The sequence below is a fragment of the Treponema sp. R80B11-R83G3 genome (assembly GCF_054786115.1).
Genome location: NZ_BDHF01000068.1, coordinates 24,807 through 41,560 on the forward strand (window position 1 = coordinate 24,807; position 16,754 = coordinate 41,560).

The following is a 16,754-nucleotide window of genomic DNA, read 5'->3' on the forward strand; positions in this document are numbered from 1 at the left end:
AACTCATATACCTTAAACTATGAATGCTATTTTAGAAAAATTGGAAAAAATCGGCATTGTACCGGTTATTAAGATCGATGATGTGGAAAAGGCCGTCCCCTTGGCAAAAGCGCTGTCTGCGGGAGGTATCCCCTGCGCGGAGATTACCTTCAGAACCGCTCAGGGCGAAGAGGCTATAAGGCGTATAGCAAAAGAAGTACCTGATGTGTTGGCGGGAGCGGGAACGGTATTGACGACAGATCAGGTTGATCGCGCCGTTGGAGCGGGAGCGCAATTTATCGTCAGCCCCGGTCTCAATCCTAAGGTAGTCGCGCACTGCTTGAAAAAAGGAATCCCCGTCACCCCCGGCTGCGCCAATCCGTCGGATGTCGAACAGGCCCTTGAATTTGGTCTTGAAGTGGTAAAGTTTTTCCCGGCGGAACAGGCTGGAGGCCTTGAGTACATCAAAGCCATCTCCGCCCCTTACCCCAACCTTAAATTCATGCCCACAGGCGGCATAAATGCGGGCAATATCGCCAAGTATATCGCTTTCGACAAAATTCTCGCTTGCGGAGGTTCGTGGATGGCGGGAGCCGATCTTATCAATGCCGGTGATTTTGAAAAAATTACCGCCCTGACGCGTGAAGCGGTGTTGAGCCTGCTGGGTTTCAGCGTAGCGCATATCGGCATAAATGCCGGAGGGGATACTGCGGCGGCGCAAGCGGCTAAACGTTTCAGTTCCCTGTTCGGTTCCGCAATCAAAGAAGGAAGCAGTTCCATTTTTGCCTGGGACAGCATTGAAGTGGTTAAAACAACCGCAGCCGGCGCCCACGGGCATATCGCCATTGCTACTAACAGTATTTCGCGGGCGGTTGCTTATATGGAACGTTGCGGCATTGCCTTAGACCATAACAGCGCCAAAAAAGACGCAAAGGGTAACATGATTGCAATTTACCTGAAAGAAGAAATCCTCGGCTTTGCCATTCATCTGCTTCAGGCAAAAAAATAATTCACGGTTTTACCACGACAAAACCGGCGGCCCCTATGCTAAAATCCGTCTGCTCTTCCCATGACGCGAAAAGGCTTCCGCTGACTCTGCCTATTCCCGTATAAACAAATCCTTCGGGCAGGGGCGGCAATGAAGAGTTGGAAAATACCGTTTCTTTGGGAGCGGAACTAAAAAAAACATCGACTGTTATTTCCTTGCCAGCCTGCTCGAAATCGGCCGTGCGGAACATTCGCACAAGAGCGGAAGAGCCGGTTCTTTTTGCCACTCTGTAATAAATTAAACCGTCTCCCGCGAGACGAAGGGTGTCTATGTCCCAGCCGTCTTCAGAAGGGAAAATGTCAAAAAGCGGAATATTCACGGGGAAGGGAACATTGGAATTCATATTGATCGACCACGTTCTCTGCTTGGGAAGAGGCGCGTCAGAAGACAAGAAACGCTCGTCCAGATACAGAAGCGCCGTGGGATTTCCCTCATAGTAAATAAATCCCCCCGCCGTATACTGCCGCCAATACTCGCCGCCTGAAAAACGGTATACCGCAATATCCTGCGCGTTTGCGCTAACGGGAGCCAGTTTTAAAAAACCGTCCCGGTTTACAACCATCACTACCCCATTGTCAGTTTCATGCAAAAAACGGATATGGGCGGCAAGGGGCCACGGAACAAGCGCGGTTGAAAAAGCGGCGTCTTCAATCGTTTCAATGTGAACGGGGCCTTCGTCCGTTAGCTGAAACCAGAGCGGGTATTTTCCCGGCTGTAAAACAGCCATCGGGTACGCGCCGTACCACACGACTGTATTGGAATCCTCAGCGGGTTTATTACGCGTACAGGACAGGAGAAGAAAAACAAATAATCCTATAATTAATTTTTTCAAATTAAATCCTGTGGAAAAGTTATTTTCCTGTTTTCAGCCTCTCCATGAATAACGGCTACTTGTCCGCAGAATCTGCCCCATATTTCAGCGTCATCTGTAAATTCTTCCGTTTCTGCTTTTGCCGCCTGTTTATGAGCGTTAAGAATTTCAGGGAATTTAAAAGCCTGCGGCGTCTGGGCTATTCCGGTATTTATTCGTTTCAGGTGGGTTTTTATAAAAACTGCGGACGCATCGTTATCTGTTTGCGTTTCCCAGGGAGACTCGCACTCCTTTGGGGTATCGGTAAGCGGCAGGAGGGGGATGACGGCGTTGTGTTTTTTTACCGCCGTGATAATATTTTCTATAAGCGAAGGGCTGACCCACGGTCTTGCGCCGTCATGGATTAGCGCGTAATCGGGGGAAAAATCCGCGAGGAGGCGAAGGGCGTTAAAAACTGAATGGCGGCGCGTACTGCCGCCTGTAACAAAAAGGATTTTAGGTTTTTGACTGTCTAATAAATTTGCAGGTAACGCGGCGCGGGCGGCGTTTTCGCCGTTTTCGGGGACGGAAATTACAATCAACTGTACCGATGGGACACAGGCAAAAGCGGTTACCGCAGTTCCAAGCACCGTATTTCCGTTACTCAATTTTTGATACTCTTTTTTACAAGCCGGCGTATCTTTTATTTTCATTCTTGAAGACGCGCCGGCGGCACAGATAACTACCGCTATGTTTAACGCGGTATCCATAGTTATTCAACTTCCAGACGCGCTAAAATCATACTCTGAACGTCCTCTTTAGGTTTTTTAAGCGAAATAGAAATTTCATCCTCCAGCAATCTCATTGCGGAGTCATAAAGTTTTCGCTCCAGAATAGGCAGCTCTTTTACTTTGCTTCGGTGGTACAATGAACGGACAATACTGGCTATATCCCTGATGCTTCCTTTTTTTAAAAGCTCAAGATTCATCTGATAACGCATCTTCCAGTCAGTGGGAATCGGGTCGTAGTCCTCGCTTATTAACTCAAGCGCCTTATTCGCCTCATCTCTTGAAACGGTAGGACGAATGCCAAGCCCCACGGCTTTGTCAACGGGAACCATTATCGTCATATCAGTTACTTCAAGATAAATAATATAATAAGGGATTTTTGAATCTTTAAACTTTTTTTGGACTATGGACTTTATTACCCCGACTCCCTGACTTGGGTAAACCACTTTCTGGTCAACTACAAATGATTTTGATTTACTCATTACTATAATAATAGCATAAATTACAAAAACAGTCTATATAAAACGATTATTGACAATATCCAACTGCCGTTTTATACTCAATCTTGGCTTTTTTATATGCAATAATGCCGCAAAAAGCCAAAACAGGGGCAAATATGATTGAAATTCGAAGGCTTGTAACTGATGATATGCTTCAGTTATACAGATTACATACTATCGTTTACAACCAACGAAAAGATTATTCAAAAGAAGAAAATCAAAAAATCTATCCTCTGGAACATCCGGCAAATTGGGCATGGGGCGTTTTTGACGGCGAAAAACTCCTCGCCGGAATGTTCGAGATTGAATACCTTATGCGCTTTGACGGGCACAGCGTAAAAATGTCAGGCATCGGCGGAGTGGGAACTTTGCCAGAAGCGCGTAAGGGCGGGCATATAAGGCATATTTTTGAAAAACTTTTACCGCAAGCTTACGAAAAAGGCGTTATCTTTTCCAATCTGACTCCGTTCTCGCACGATTTCTACCGCAAGTTCGGCTATGAAATTGCGTGTAACAGAAATAAAATAAGCATATCGACAGGCGATTTATCGGAAATAAAATCTTCAGGCGAGTTTGTTCATATTCTTCCCGGAAACGACGCTTCACAGTTTGCTGAGCTTGCGCAAGTTCACTCGGCGTATATCGAAAATATCAATCATGGGATACACAGGGATTATTGGCCCGATAACCGCGCGTGGAAACGTTTTACAGGAGACGACCCTTGCGCGACAGGGACGTACATTTACTTGTGGAAGGATGAGAGCGGAAAAGCGCGAAGTTACATCAAATATCAAGATTTACTTGAAGACGGTGAACATAATATGTCCGTATTGGAACTAGCCTTTATCGACAAAAAAGGGCTTTACGGCGCTCTTGGCATAGTGGGCGGCCTTTCCGCCCAATTTGAGAATTTCAAATGGCTCATGCCCACATTTATAGACCCGTTTGATTTCACAGGCGACGCGTGGTCTGTGGAACAGGAAACCAGGCCCAGAGACATGACTAGGGTGGTAAATGTAAAAGCCGCTCTTGAATTAATGCGCCGCCCCTGCGGCGAGGGAGAATATGCACTTGAAGTTGAGGATGAAAATATTTCAGCTAACAACGGGAAGTACCTTGTTCAATACGGAGCTGACGGGGTAAAAGTTTCGATGACAAAAAAAGACGCCGATTTATCATGCGACATTCAAACTTTAAGCCAGCTTGTCACGGGTTACAGGACGCTAGAAAACGCGCTTTATTCACGGCGGGAAGGGCTTGACCTTCATGGCAATTTAGAAACCTTAAAGCGCGTATTTACGCAAAGACCTCAGCATGTAACGGAGTATTTTTAATTAATTTTTCCTATTGCGTTTTCTACAAAAATATGCTATAAATAATTAACAATTTAGTGTTTGCAGGGGAACTGCGGCGTTTGTACAAAACGCCATGAGTTGAGAAGGTAAAACCTGACCCTTTGAACCTGTTGGTTAATACCAGCGTAGGAAGCAAATGACAGTACCGCAAGATTGTCGGGCGCTTTTCCTATTATGGGGAAGCGTCTTTTTTTTGCGTAAAGGAGAAAGAAAATGGTTAATTCGTATGCCGCCCTGTTAAACAAGGTGCGGGAAAAAAAGCCGTTGGTGCATCACATTACAAACTATGTAACTGTAAATGACTGCGCCAATATCACGCTCGCTATCGGAGCGTCGCCCGTGATGGCTGACGCTATCGGCGAAGCGGCTGACATCGCCTCAATCGCTGGGGCTGTCGTTCTGAACATGGGGACGCTCAACGAGCGTACCATTCCGTCGATGATTGCCGCCGGAAAAGCGGCTAACGCAAAGGGAATCCCCGTTATTTTTGACCCGGTAGGCGCGGGCGCGTCAAAACTGCGAAACGAAACTACGGCAAGTTTAATACGCGAAGTAAAGTTAAGCGTAATACGCGGAAATATTTCCGAGATTAAATTTGTCGCTGGTATCAGTTCGCAAACTAAGGGAGTTGACGCTTCAGATAACGACATTGCCACGGCGGAAAGCGCCGGGCAAACCGCGAAAGCGCTCGCGCAAAAACTCGGCTGCGTGGTGGTGATAAGCGGCGCCGTCGATACCGTCTCTGACGGCAAAAAAACAGTTTTTGCGGAAAACGGACACCCCATGTTAGGAAACTTGACAGGCACGGGCTGTATGTGCTCGTCTCTCATCGGCTCTTTTTGCGCAGCCGCGCCGCAGGAACCTCTTGTTGCCGCCGCCGCCGCAATGTTGTGCATGGGCATTGCAGGCGAATTGGCTTATGAGAATTCAGGTCAGCGCGGCAACGGAAGTTTCCGCATCGCGCTTCACGACGCGGTAAGCCGCTTAGATGCGGCGGCATTTGAAAAGAGGGCGAAATACCATGAGGAATAAAATTGACTATAGCCTGTATCTGGTAACGGACAGGGATTTAATGTACGCCAAAAGCGTTGAAGAATGCGTGGAACAGGCGGCTCGCGGCGGCTGTACCGTAGTGCAGATTCGGGAAAAAACCGCGTCTTCGCGCGAGTTTTACGAAATAGCCATGCGGACGCGAAAAATTACAAAAGATTACGGCATACCGCTGATTATAAACGACCGCGCCGACATTGCATTAGCTGTAGACGCGGAGGGCGTGCATATAGGGCAGAAAGATTTGCCGTACAAAGAAGTACGCCGCATAATGGGAAAAAATAAAATTATCGGCGTTTCAGTCAGTAATTTAAAAGAGGCAGTCGCCGCAGGCGCCGAAAAGGGCGTTGATTATCTTGGCGTGGGCGCGATGTTCACTACCGACACCAAAAAAGACGCGGACAGCACAACAATGGACGAATTGCGGCGCATACGCGAAAAAGTCAAACTCCCGATTGTGGCAATCGGCGGCATTAACAAAAGCAACATACCGTTGTTTGCGGGTACGGGAATTGACGGGATAGCGGTTGTTTCCGCCATCGTTTCTCAAAAAGACGCAAGCGGCGCGGCGCGTGAATTAATAGCGTTATTCAAAAATACAATGGGAAAAAAATGAAGGAATATAAAGCGTATATTTTTGATCTTGACGGAACGCTTTTTGATTCAATGGGCGTGTGGGGTCAAGTTGACGCTGATTTCCTGGCGAAGCGGGGAATTTCACTCCCACCTGATTATATGGACGCGATTTCGCCGATGACTTTTCATGAAACCGCCGCCTATACTATTAAACGTTTTTCTTTGCCTGACAGCGTTGAAGATTTAATGCGCGAATGGAACGACATGGCGGCATACGCCTACGCTCACACGGTGCAAATGAAGCCTTATGCGAAAGAGTTTCTTATAATGTTACGGGAACGCGGGGCAAAGTTGGCAGTCGCAACCAGCTTGTCCGCAGAGTTGTGCGGACCGGCACTGCGCGGCAACGGCATTGACAATTTTTTTGACGTTATTTGCAGAACAGATGAAGCGGGACAAGGAAAATCGCGCCCAGATGTTTTCCTGCTAACCGCCCAAAAAATAGGCGCGCCGCCGCCGGACTGTCTTGTATTTGAAGACATACTTGCGGCGGTAAAAAGCGCCAAAAGCGCAGGTTTTAGCGTCTGCGCCGTATATGACAAAGCGTCGGAAAAGGATTGGGAGCAAATAAAAGCCGAGGCAGATTACGCGATTGTTGATTTTTTTGTCCCTTTGCGCTCTTTGTGACAGGCATTCCGATTAATCCCTTGCCTGTTCTAAAATTTTAAAATATAGTATCAATATGGCAACATATATCGAACCTAAGATTCTTAAAGGGTTTAGAGATTTTCTCCCTTCTGCGGAAATCGCGCGCAGGGCATTGATCGAAAATATTGAAAACACATTCCGCTCTTTTGGCTTTGTTCCGATTGACACTCCCGCTCTTGAATACGCGGAAATTCTGCTTGGCAAGGGCGGCGGCGAAACGGAAAAACAAATTTACCGCTTTAAGGACAATGGGGAGCGCGATGTCGCCCTGCGTTTCGATTTGACGGTCCCCTTTGCCCGTTTTGTCGCTCTTCACCGCGCCGAGCTTACATTCCCATTTAAACGCTACCACATAGGCAAGGTGTGGCGTGGCGAAAATACCCAGAGGGGACGCTACCGTGAATTTACCCAGTGCGATTTTGACATCATCGGAAGCGACAACGCGGCGTCCGATTTTGAGATTATTTTTTTAATCCGTTCCGCCATGTTAAATCTGGGGCTGGACGTTTCCATCCATGTAAACCACCGGGGCATTCTTAACCGTTTTCTTTTATACATAGGGCAAGGAGAGAAATCAGCCGATATTCTACGCGCCATTGACAAACTTTCAAAAGTGGGCGCGGACGAGACCCGAAAAACCTTAACAGAACTTGTTGGAGAAAAAAACGCGGTAAAAATACTTGGGTTTATAGGGACAAAAGGCGGCTTTACTGAAACTCTTAATCGCATAACGGAGCTGTCAGGCGGCCCTTCACAGGAGTCGAAGCGGCTTATGGCTCTCTATCAATTTATGCGCGAAGCCGGCGTTGGCGAGGCCGATCCCTTCATCCTTGACCCTTCGATAACGCGCGGGCTTGATTATTACACCGGCGTAGTGTTTGAAACATTTTTAAACGAACTTCCCGACATAGGCTCAATCTGCTCAGGCGGGCGTTACGACAACCTTGCGGGCCTTTATTCCAAAGACAAAGACTCAATCAGCGGCGTCGGCTCGTCTATCGGTCTTGACCGCCTTTTTTCCGCCCTTGAAAGCCTTAACAAACTGCCTGCTTCAAACAACTGCCGCGCCGCCATAGCCTGCACGGACGTTGAAAAATCGGGACAATATCAGGCGCTGGCGGTGAAACTGCGGCAAGCTGGACTGCCCTGCGAAGTTTTTACAGAGCAGATTGACCTTGTCAAGCAATACATATTCGCCGAAAAAAAGGGCTTGCGTTATGTGATAATACCGGGTGAAAATCCGCTCGACGATACTCTTACACTGCGCGATCTTGCCGGGCGGCATAATGTTGAAGTGTCAGTTGAAGAGGCTGTTTTAAAAATTTTATCGTAAGAGACTTACATAAAGAACACAAAGGTTAGCAGATCACAAAGGAGAAATCCAAGTTTTTGTCCGCATGGAGCGCGCAAAACAAACGAATCTTTAACTTAAACAACAGTTTAGGAGTTTTAACTGTTGTTTACACTCCTCAAAAACGCCGCTATACTGTTCTTATGGCGAAAATAATTATGAAAACCCCCATTGTCGAAATTGACGGGGATGAAATGACGCGCGTTCTTTGGCAAGTAATAAAAGAAAAATTACTTCTTCCTTTTATTGATCTTAAAACGGAATATTTTGACCTTTGCCTTACAAATCGGGATAACACCAATGATGAAATAACGGTAAAATCAGCCGAGGCCATTAAAAAATTCGGCGTGGGGGTAAAGTGCGCTACCATTACAGCTAACGCGGCGCGGCAGAAAGAGTACAATTTAAAAAATCTGCACCCAAGCCCCAACGCGACTATCAGGGCGATTCTTGACGGAACAGTGTTCCGTAAGCCAATAACGGTAAGCCGCGTGAAGCCGTCAGTGAACACATGGAAAGCGCCGATAGTTATCGGCCGCCACGCTTACGGCGACGTTTACAAGGCGGCGGAAATGGAAATTGAAGGGCCGGGCAAGGTGGAACTGGTTTACACCAAGGCCGACGGAACCGAGCGCCGCGTAAAAGTGGCTGACTTTAACGGAAGAGGCATCGTTCAGGGAATGCATAACCTTGACGAGTCAATCAGAAGTTTCGCGCGCGCCTGTTTTTTGTACGCAATCGCGGAGAAACTGCAAATCTGGTTTGCGGCGAAAGACACAATTTCCAAAATATACGACGGCCGTTTTAAAACAATTTTTAATGAAGTGTACGAGACTGAGTTTAAAGAAAAATGCGCCGCCGCCGGAATTGAATATTACTACACGTTGATAGATGACGCTGTAGCGCGCGTTGTAAAAAGCAAGGGGGGCTTTTTGTGGGCGTGCAAAAATTACGACGGCGACGTTCAAAGCGACATGATCGCGAGCGCGGCGGGAAGCCTTGCGATGATGACAAGCGTTCTTGTTTCCCCAAGCGGAGTTTTTGAATATGAGGCGGCTCACGGGACCGTACAGCAGCACTACTACCGTTGGCAAAAAGGGGAAAAAACCAGCACCAACCCCGCCGCGCTGATTTTCGCGTGGAGCGGCTCGCTTGCAAAACGCGCTGAACTTGACAGCCTGCCCGAACTTGCCTCTTTCGCAAAAAAACTTGAAAAGACTCTGCTTACAATAATTGAATCAGGAAACATGACAGGCGACTTAGCGAAACTTTCAGACCCGCCGCCCGATAAAATCCTAAACTCCTGGGACTTTATTGATCTTGTGGCTAAGTCTCTCTAATTTAAATATTTATTTAGTTTTTCAAGGACTTCTTTAAAGTCAAGAGGCTTGCCTACATGATCGTTCATGCCGGACTGAAGACACTTTTCAATATCTTCACGGAAAACATTGGCTGACATTGCAATTATCGGTATGTTTTTTGCCTTTGGCAAGCTCATTGCCCGAATGCGCCGCGTCGCCTCATAACCGTCCATTTCCGGCATCTGTATGTCCATAAAAATTAATTCATAAAGGTCAGAGTTTTCACTGAATTTTTTTACCGCGTCCCTCCCGTTCATGGCGCAGTCTATTTCAAGTTTGGTAGGCTCAAACAGCGCCAGCACTATCTCGCGGTTTATTTCCACATCTTCGGCTAAAAGCACGCGCCGTCCGGCAAAAATTCCGTCAATACTAATTTTTTTCTCTTTTTCATCCTTTCCATGCTCCGCCGAGTCGCGGTCAATTGTTCCATTACTTTCGCCTTTTTTCACCTTTATCGTAAATGTAAAAACAGAACCTTTTCCCGGTTCGGATTTTATCCATATCTTTCCGCCCATCATTTCGACAATGCTCTTGCAAATGGCAAGTCCCAGCCCCGAACCTCCAAACCGGCGCGTTGTAGACGCTTCCGCCTGTTGAAACGAAGTGAACAGGCGTTTCTGCTGTTCGGCGCTTATGCCTATTCCGTTGTCGCTTACGGAAATTTCTATAACGCAAAGATCGTTTTCTTCACCCAAAAACTTGGCGTCAAGGCGGATTATGCCGCTTTCCTGCGTAAATTTGACGGCGTTTCCAAGCAAGTTGGTAATAACCTGAGCAAGCCGCTGATCGTCGGCAACAATGGTTCGCGGAATATTATCGTCTATATGCACATTAAGTTTTTGCATCTTTTCATTCACGCGGAAATTGACAACGTCCACAATCCGCCTGATCATCTTCTCAAAATCAAACTCTTGAGGCGACAGGTCAAATTTTCCAGATTCAATTTTAGACATATCCAAAACATCGTTGATTACGCCTAACAGATGACGCGACGCGTCTTCAATTTTTGTAAGGCAGTAATCCTTGCGTTCAATATTGGCAGCGGGTTTTCCTATCGCGACCATGCCGATAATGGCGTTCATCGGCGTGCGCATTTCATGGCTCATATTTGCAAGGAATGTGGATTTGGCGCGGTTTGCGGCTTCTGCGGCTTCCAGCGCGGTTTCAAGGTTCACCTGAAGTTTAACAAGCTCAGTGAGGGTACGCCGCATATCAAGAGCGATTTCCCCGCGCTGAATGGATCCTACGGCAAGCAAACCCCAAGAGCGAAGGATAAACAATTCAGTTTCAGGAAATACGCGTTTGGTTTTATAATCGTCAAAACTTATATATCCCCAGAATTGCTCCTTTAAAAAAATAGGAAACACAAGGATGGATTGAATTTTAAAAACGGACAAAGTTGTCCTCTCAGGCTCGGTAAGGTTGTCAATAATTTCGTTCACATACCCTCCGTTATTAAAGAGAGTTTCCCAGTTTGGCATAACATCCTTATACGCGAAATCCGTATCCGAGTCTAAATCGGGCAGCCCTTTATTCGCCCAACTGCACACAAGCCTGTAGTAGAGCCTTCCGTCTTCTTTACGGCGGTTTTGCCAGATGCTTACGCGGTCAACTTTAATATGCCGGGCAATCATCTCCATGCCCTTGCTTATCGTTGTTCTATAGTCCCATGCGTCTGATTCCAGCAGAATAACCGCGGCATTATTAACCAGACTTACAAGCGTATGCTGTTTTTGAATTTCTGTGGTGCGTTTGTATACAATGTCTTCAAGCCATATTTCCGTAAGGCGCCTTCTTTGAAAAAAGAAAATTAAAAGCGCCAGTACCAATAAAAGCAATACGGCCGCGGTAATTAAAAACAGGATCTGCAAACGCCCTACCTTTACCCTGTAATCAAAAGTCTTGCGCATCCATTGCCCTGAGATTCCATTTGTATCAATAAGGCGCAGAGCGTTGTCAACAATAGAACAAAGTAGCGTCTCGTTTTTATTAAATCCAAAGGTACACTCGGAAGAATAATCAAACACTATATTCGCCTTGTAGCCTGATCGTTCATAGTAATTGGTCAGCATAAGGAGTTGAATTAAATTCGCCATTACCAAATCAACTTCGCCTCGGTCTAAAGCGTCAAAGGCGTCTTTTGAGCTTTTGTACTCCACCGTGTTTTTATGATCAGGAAACCAGCTTCGGAACAATGAAGCGTAGGCGCTGTCCTCCATTAAGCCGACTCTTATGCCCAGTAAATCGTTTATCCGAATGACGGGGTAATCTAACTTTGATATGAGAGCGTAATTATCCGTCATAATCGCAGTCTTTGGCCAAATGAATGATCCGGCGCGCTCATTCGTCTTTAAAAGATCGCTTATCATGGATACTTTTCCCGTTTCAAGCGAATGTAATAATTCAGGCCATTCGGCATTTTTGCCGTTTGTAATTTTAAAAGTTAAACCTGTAAGCGTTTCCACTTCTTTTAACACGTCATAGGCAATTCCTTGAAATTCTTTTTCATATTTATTGTAAAAACTGATCGGGTAATTATCATACTCGGCGGCAAATGATACTACGTGATGATTTTGAATATACTCCCTTTCTTCTTCGGACAGACGCATTAACAGAGTATGCCGCCAATACTCTTTTTCCCCCATTTTATACAGGCCGTTTAAATAATTTAATGAGCCGTTTTGCAGGGCTTTTTGAACGACTGAGATAATAGGCCAAAGGCCGCTGTTACAAGTCGCTATGGAAACCGGACTGTAAATTACAGGCAAAAAATCTTCGGATATTATATCTTTAAAAACGCTAAAAGAGCTTTCCATAGGACTCTCTAAAAAAAAGGCGTCAGCTTCATTGTCTTTAAGTTTCTGATAAGCGGAATAATAATCGTTCACCAGTATAATTTCATACTCGCCCTGTAAGCGCGAAATAACGTCTCTTATTGTGATAGTGCCTTCAAAAAAGCAGCAGCGCAGTTGGCGCGAACCGATGATTTCCAAAATAGGCTCGCTGTCCGCAAGCCGTATTGTTTTTACAGTACGGCCCGCGATAGGGTCGGTCATTAACCATGTTTTTCGCCTTTCATCGGTAGCGGTCATCTCTCCGGTAAAATCAATTTCTTTTGAGTTTATCCCCGCGATTAAATCGCCCCATTCATAAATAGCGGGATTAAACGGGATTCTAAAAAGTTGTGAAAGCCAATCGCATAACAAAGAGGAAAATCCTCCGATTCCCCCGTCTCCTATTTCGAAAGTTTCAATAGTTGAAAGCATCCCGTAAACAAAGGAAGGGGTTTTCGCTTTAATCGCCTCAATAGCGGCAATTTCTTCATTTGTTACGCCGGGAATGTCACGATACGAAGTAAAAGCGAAAGGTTCATCGTTCGCGTTTTTTGATGGCTTTTTACATCCTGAAAATAAAACCAATAAAAAGATGAGGATAGTAAATAATATTTGTTTATAAAGAAGGCGCTTCTGCCTTATCTTGTTATTCATAATTGCCGGCATCCAATCTTCCTCATTCCAATAGATACTTTCTCAATTTTCCCATGACTTCTTCAAAATCAATAGGTTTGCCAACATGGTCGTCCATTCCCGCGTCAAGGCATTTCTCAATGTCTTCGCGGAACACGTTCGCGGTCATTGCGATAATAGGAATTTGCTTGCGCAAATTCCTATTATCGCTTCCGTTGCCAGTTATTTCTTTTATGGAGTTTGCGTTAACATCCAAGTCCGCTTCAATAACCCTGATGCGCCTTGTCGCTTCATAACCGTCCATTTCGGGCATCTGTATATCCATGAAAATCAAAGCGTATTTGTCAGGATCATCTTTAAACATTCGCACCGCTTCCATCCCATTCTCAGCGCAATCTATATCCAACTGCGTCGGTTCAAGCAGCGCCATTACAACTTCGCGGTTAATTTCCATATCTTCAACCAATAAAACACGGTGTCCTGAAAAAATACCGTTAATATCAACTTCTTTTTCCTTAGCCTGATCCTCGTCTATACCAAGACATTCATTTATAATTTCAGCAATGGTAGACGCGAACAATGGCTTGGACATAAATTTGTCAACACCCGCATTTTTTGCCTCAGCCTCAATGGCGCTCCAATCCTCGGAAGACATTATTACTATTACGGAATTTTCCGCCTTTCGCGCCTTTATTTCACGCGCCAGTTGTATGCCGTCCATATCAGGCATTTTCCAATCAATAAAATAGATATTAAAGCCGCCTTTCTGTTCAATAAGTGAAAGAGCTTCTTTGCAGTCTTTGGCCGTCTCGCACGATATGCTGAAACCCTGCGCTATTTCCTTGAAATACGATAATATTTCAGGGTCATCGTCAACCGCAATGACGCTGATATTGTCCCAATCAATATCAGAAGGCAAAAGCCTTTGCCTTTCATTTGTCGTACCGCGCTTAACCTGAACTGTAAAAATAAAGGCGGCTCCTTTTCCGACCTCGGATTCAATCCAAATCTTGCCGCCCATCATTTCCACAATGCTTTTGGAAATGGCAAGACCCAGCCCCGTACCGCCGAACTTGCGCGTCGTGCTGCTTTCCGCCTGTTGGAAAGAACTGAACAGGCGTTTTTGCTGTTCGCGGCTTATGCCTATCCCTGAATCTTTTACGGAGACTTGAATGGTGCAAAGCCCGTTCTCTTCCCCCAAAAATTTCGCGTCAAGGGTGATGGTGCCTTCTTCCGGCGTAAATTTTACCGCGTTACTCAACAGGTTGGTAATGACTTGCGCCAGCCGCTGGTCGTCGGCAATCATTGATTTGGGAATATCTTTATCAACATGCACCGAGTACTTCTGCTTTTTTTCGTCCATGCGGAAATTAATAACCGTGGATACTTTTTGAAGCATTTTTTCAAAATAAAATTCAGTGGGAGACAATTCCATCTTGTTAGCTTCAATTTTTGACATATCAAGCACGTCATTTATTACTCCAAGCAGGTGAGTTGACGCGTCTTGTATCTTGCCTAAGGCGTAATCTTTGTGTTCTATGTCTTTCGCGTTTTTGCCGATTGTCGTCATGCCGATTATCGCGTTCATCGGAGTGCGCATCTCGTGGCTCATGTTTGAAAGGAATTCCCCTTTCGCTTTGCTTGCCTGCGTAGCTTTGTGAAGCGCGTCCCTGAGTTTCGTATTATAAATGTCGCGCATAATTACGCCCGCGATGGTACTTGCTATCATGCCGACAAAATTTTTCTCCACGCTCGTCCACTGGCGCGGTACGGACTTTTGTTCAACGCTTAAAATCCCCCACAAACGGCCTTCCACATAAAGCGGAGCGGCGATAAAAGCCTGCACGCCAACAGACAGCATAGGGCGGAAAGATTCGTTTGAACTGTTGGCGATATCATCGCTGAAAACCACCGCCGTCGTGGTGTAGTCGGGCAGTCTTTCGGGAAAATATGACCTGATTACGGACAACAAATCAAATTGCGCGAGACATGGAGGGGTGTTATCCGCAACCCAATGATACGCCAAATATGTGTTTTTACGGTTGTAATCAATTCCGTAAATATAAACTATAGAAACTTTATGGTACCGGCCCAATTTTGAAATGGCTTCCCTTACATAGTTTTCAGAATCGCCGGATGAAATAAAACCTCTTGAAATTTCAGATATCAATTCCTGCTGTTCCAGCCTGATTTTAAGCAATTCGCTTTGTACTTGTATGTTTTTTTCCAAATTTTTAAAATTACGCAGATCATATTGATAAGCCATCACCACATATTTTCCGTTATACTTCGTGCGCGTCAGCGTAACTTCATAAGGAACGGGCTTATTCTCAGTAGTAATATTTATCCATTCGAACACCAGTTTTTCCCCGCTCAGCGCCTTCTTAATTACATCCGGCACCTTATCCGTGGATTTTTTTCCATCATCCTGAAATTCAGGAGAAAAATCATAAAAATGATCAATATAGTATTCCTTTGTAGTCCCCAATCCTTTTAAAGTAATGTCGTTGCAATCAATAACGCGGGCGTTTTCGTCAAAAACGGTAAATCCAAGCGGCGAAGCATCAAGCACGGCGCGGTTAAATTCGTTAACATCGACTATCGTGCGCTCCATTTCAGAACGTATAACCGTATTTGCGCACAGGAACGCTGCCGAACGCATCATATCAACGCTTTCTTCTTCAAAAAATCGCTCACTGTGGCGGTCTTCAAGAAGGGCAAAACCCCAAAAAGCTTTATTAAAGAATAACGGCGTTACAAACACCGACACTGAGCCAAACGAGCGCAGCATATCCGCTTCGGGCAAAAGGCCTACAGGGCTGTTAATCGTAACGCCCGAAGCTAAAAGACCTTCCCATCGCGGCGCTAACTGCTCATAAGTGACGTTTTCCAGCCCTTTAGTCGGTATCGTAGTGCCGCCTGATTCCCTGTCCCAGCGGTATATCTGCGATACGTGCAAATTATCAGGCATGACAAAGTTACGCCAAATCGAAAATCTGTCCAAATCGAACACATCGGCGATTTCTTTCACGCCCGTCGTCATTGTTTCCTCAAATTTTTCTTTACTGTTAGAGAGAAATATTACCGCCGCCCTGTTAAGCGTATCCGCCATTTTTTCGCGGCGTTTAAGCGTTTCAATGGCCCTTTTGGCGGCGTGTTCAGTATCCGCCCTGATAACCGCGTTGGAGAATATTCGCGCCGCAGCGCGGAATAAATCAGAGCAGCCATCGTCAAAATAACGATCGTTGTTATGATCCTGAAAAGTTACAATTCCCCATAAATCACCATGCGTAAAAACGGGCATCATCAGTATTGATTTAATGCCATACGCGTTCAAAAAAGCCGCCTGATCTTCGTTATAATCTCTTTCCCGCATTCTTACATGTTCGCCTTTCCGCGCGGCCGCTATCCATTGATCCAGAACCGGAATCCGTGGTAAAATCCGCAGTTCATCGGCGAGAGACATTAAACCGCCTTTCGAGTTGTCCCAACGGTAGACCTGCCCAAGACGTTTGCCGTCTTCAACGTCAACCATCATATAAAAGACTACGCGATCCAGCCCGACAGCGTCAGCGAAAGGCCGTATGCCGACGGTCATTACTTCTTCAAATGTTTTTTCCTGATTAGCTGAAAATATCTCAATTGATTTGGTCAAAGCTTCAACAATTGCGGCGCGGCGGTCGGATAAAGCTTTCTTTCCAATTTTGACGTTCTTGCCTTTTTTTCCCGTCGCTTCGTTTTTTGATTTAATTCTTTTAATCAACTCGTTAAATATTGACAT

The 16,754-nt window shown here is 45.7% G+C and carries 12 protein-coding genes and 1 riboswitch; of the genes, 7 read left to right on the forward strand and 5 right to left on the reverse strand.

Features of this window, described 5'->3' with window-relative positions:
- The first annotated feature begins 19 nt into the window (after positions 1-19).
- On the forward strand, positions 20-988 hold the full coding sequence (locus ACYVRH_RS09345) for a bifunctional 4-hydroxy-2-oxoglutarate aldolase/2-dehydro-3-deoxy-phosphogluconate aldolase (RefSeq protein ID WP_461256646.1): 969 nt from the start codon (positions 20-22) through the stop codon (positions 986-988).
- Between the two features lies 1 nt (position 989).
- On the opposite strand, the gene ACYVRH_RS09350 is transcribed toward ACYVRH_RS09345, so the two are convergent.
- From ACYVRH_RS09350 to ACYVRH_RS09360, 3 genes are read right to left on the reverse strand one after another with little or no spacing between them, the layout of a single operon-like run.
- Positions 990-1,859 carry a hypothetical protein gene (locus ACYVRH_RS09350; RefSeq protein ID WP_461256647.1) on the reverse strand — a complete coding sequence of 290 codons (870 nt, stop codon included), beginning with the start codon at positions 1,857-1,859 and terminating at the stop codon, positions 990-992.
- Positions 1,856-2,587, reverse strand: a complete 732-nt coding sequence (locus ACYVRH_RS09355) for an IspD/TarI family cytidylyltransferase (protein ID WP_461256648.1) — start codon at positions 2,585-2,587, stop codon at positions 1,856-1,858. The genes ACYVRH_RS09350 and ACYVRH_RS09355 overlap by 4 nt, the downstream gene beginning before the upstream one ends.
- A 2-nt stretch (positions 2,588-2,589) precedes the next feature.
- Positions 2,590-3,087 carry a CarD family transcriptional regulator gene (locus ACYVRH_RS09360; RefSeq protein ID WP_461256649.1) on the reverse strand — a complete coding sequence of 166 codons (498 nt, stop codon included), beginning with the start codon at positions 3,085-3,087 and terminating at the stop codon, positions 2,590-2,592.
- Positions 3,088-3,221: 134 nt separating this feature from the next.
- On the opposite strand from ACYVRH_RS09360, the gene ACYVRH_RS09365 reads away from it, so the two are divergent.
- From ACYVRH_RS09365 to ACYVRH_RS09390, 6 genes are all read left to right on the forward strand, one after another.
- Positions 3,222-4,439, forward strand: a complete 1,218-nt coding sequence (locus ACYVRH_RS09365) for a GNAT family N-acetyltransferase (protein ID WP_461256650.1) — start codon at positions 3,222-3,224, stop codon at positions 4,437-4,439.
- Between the two features lie 54 nt (positions 4,440-4,493).
- Positions 4,494-4,609: riboswitch (TPP riboswitch) on the forward strand.
- Positions 4,610-4,673: 64 nt separating this feature from the next.
- Positions 4,674-5,492 carry a hydroxyethylthiazole kinase gene (thiM, locus tag ACYVRH_RS09370; protein WP_461256651.1) on the forward strand — a complete coding sequence of 273 codons (819 nt, stop codon included), beginning with the start codon at positions 4,674-4,676 and terminating at the stop codon, positions 5,490-5,492.
- Positions 5,482-6,126 (forward strand): thiamine phosphate synthase, encoded by a 645-nt coding sequence (gene thiE, locus ACYVRH_RS09375; protein ID WP_461256652.1) that lies wholly within the window; start codon positions 5,482-5,484, stop codon positions 6,124-6,126. Before thiM ends, thiE begins: the two co-directional genes overlap by 11 nt.
- Positions 6,123-6,773, forward strand: a complete 651-nt coding sequence (locus tag ACYVRH_RS09380) for an HAD family hydrolase (RefSeq protein WP_461256653.1) — start codon at positions 6,123-6,125, stop codon at positions 6,771-6,773. The genes thiE and ACYVRH_RS09380 overlap by 4 nt, the downstream gene beginning before the upstream one ends.
- Positions 6,774-6,828: 55 nt before the next feature.
- Positions 6,829-8,127, forward strand: coding sequence for a histidine--tRNA ligase (gene hisS / locus ACYVRH_RS09385; RefSeq protein ID WP_461256654.1), 1,299 nt, complete (start codon positions 6,829-6,831; stop codon positions 8,125-8,127).
- Between the two features lie 161 nt (positions 8,128-8,288).
- On the forward strand, positions 8,289-9,485 hold the full coding sequence (locus ACYVRH_RS09390; protein WP_461256677.1) for an NADP-dependent isocitrate dehydrogenase: 1,197 nt from the start codon (positions 8,289-8,291) through the stop codon (positions 9,483-9,485).
- On the opposite strand, the gene ACYVRH_RS09395 is transcribed toward ACYVRH_RS09390, so the two are convergent.
- Both ACYVRH_RS09395 and ACYVRH_RS09400 read right to left on the reverse strand, forming a co-directional pair.
- Positions 9,482-12,994 carry an ATP-binding protein gene (locus ACYVRH_RS09395; protein WP_461256655.1) on the reverse strand — a complete coding sequence of 1,171 codons (3,513 nt, stop codon included), beginning with the start codon at positions 12,992-12,994 and terminating at the stop codon, positions 9,482-9,484. The two genes, ACYVRH_RS09390 and ACYVRH_RS09395, sit on opposite strands and share 4 nt — an antisense overlap.
- A 22-nt stretch (positions 12,995-13,016) precedes the next feature.
- On the reverse strand, positions 13,017-16,754 hold the full coding sequence (locus ACYVRH_RS09400; RefSeq protein ID WP_461256656.1) for a response regulator: 3,738 nt from the start codon (positions 16,752-16,754) through the stop codon (positions 13,017-13,019).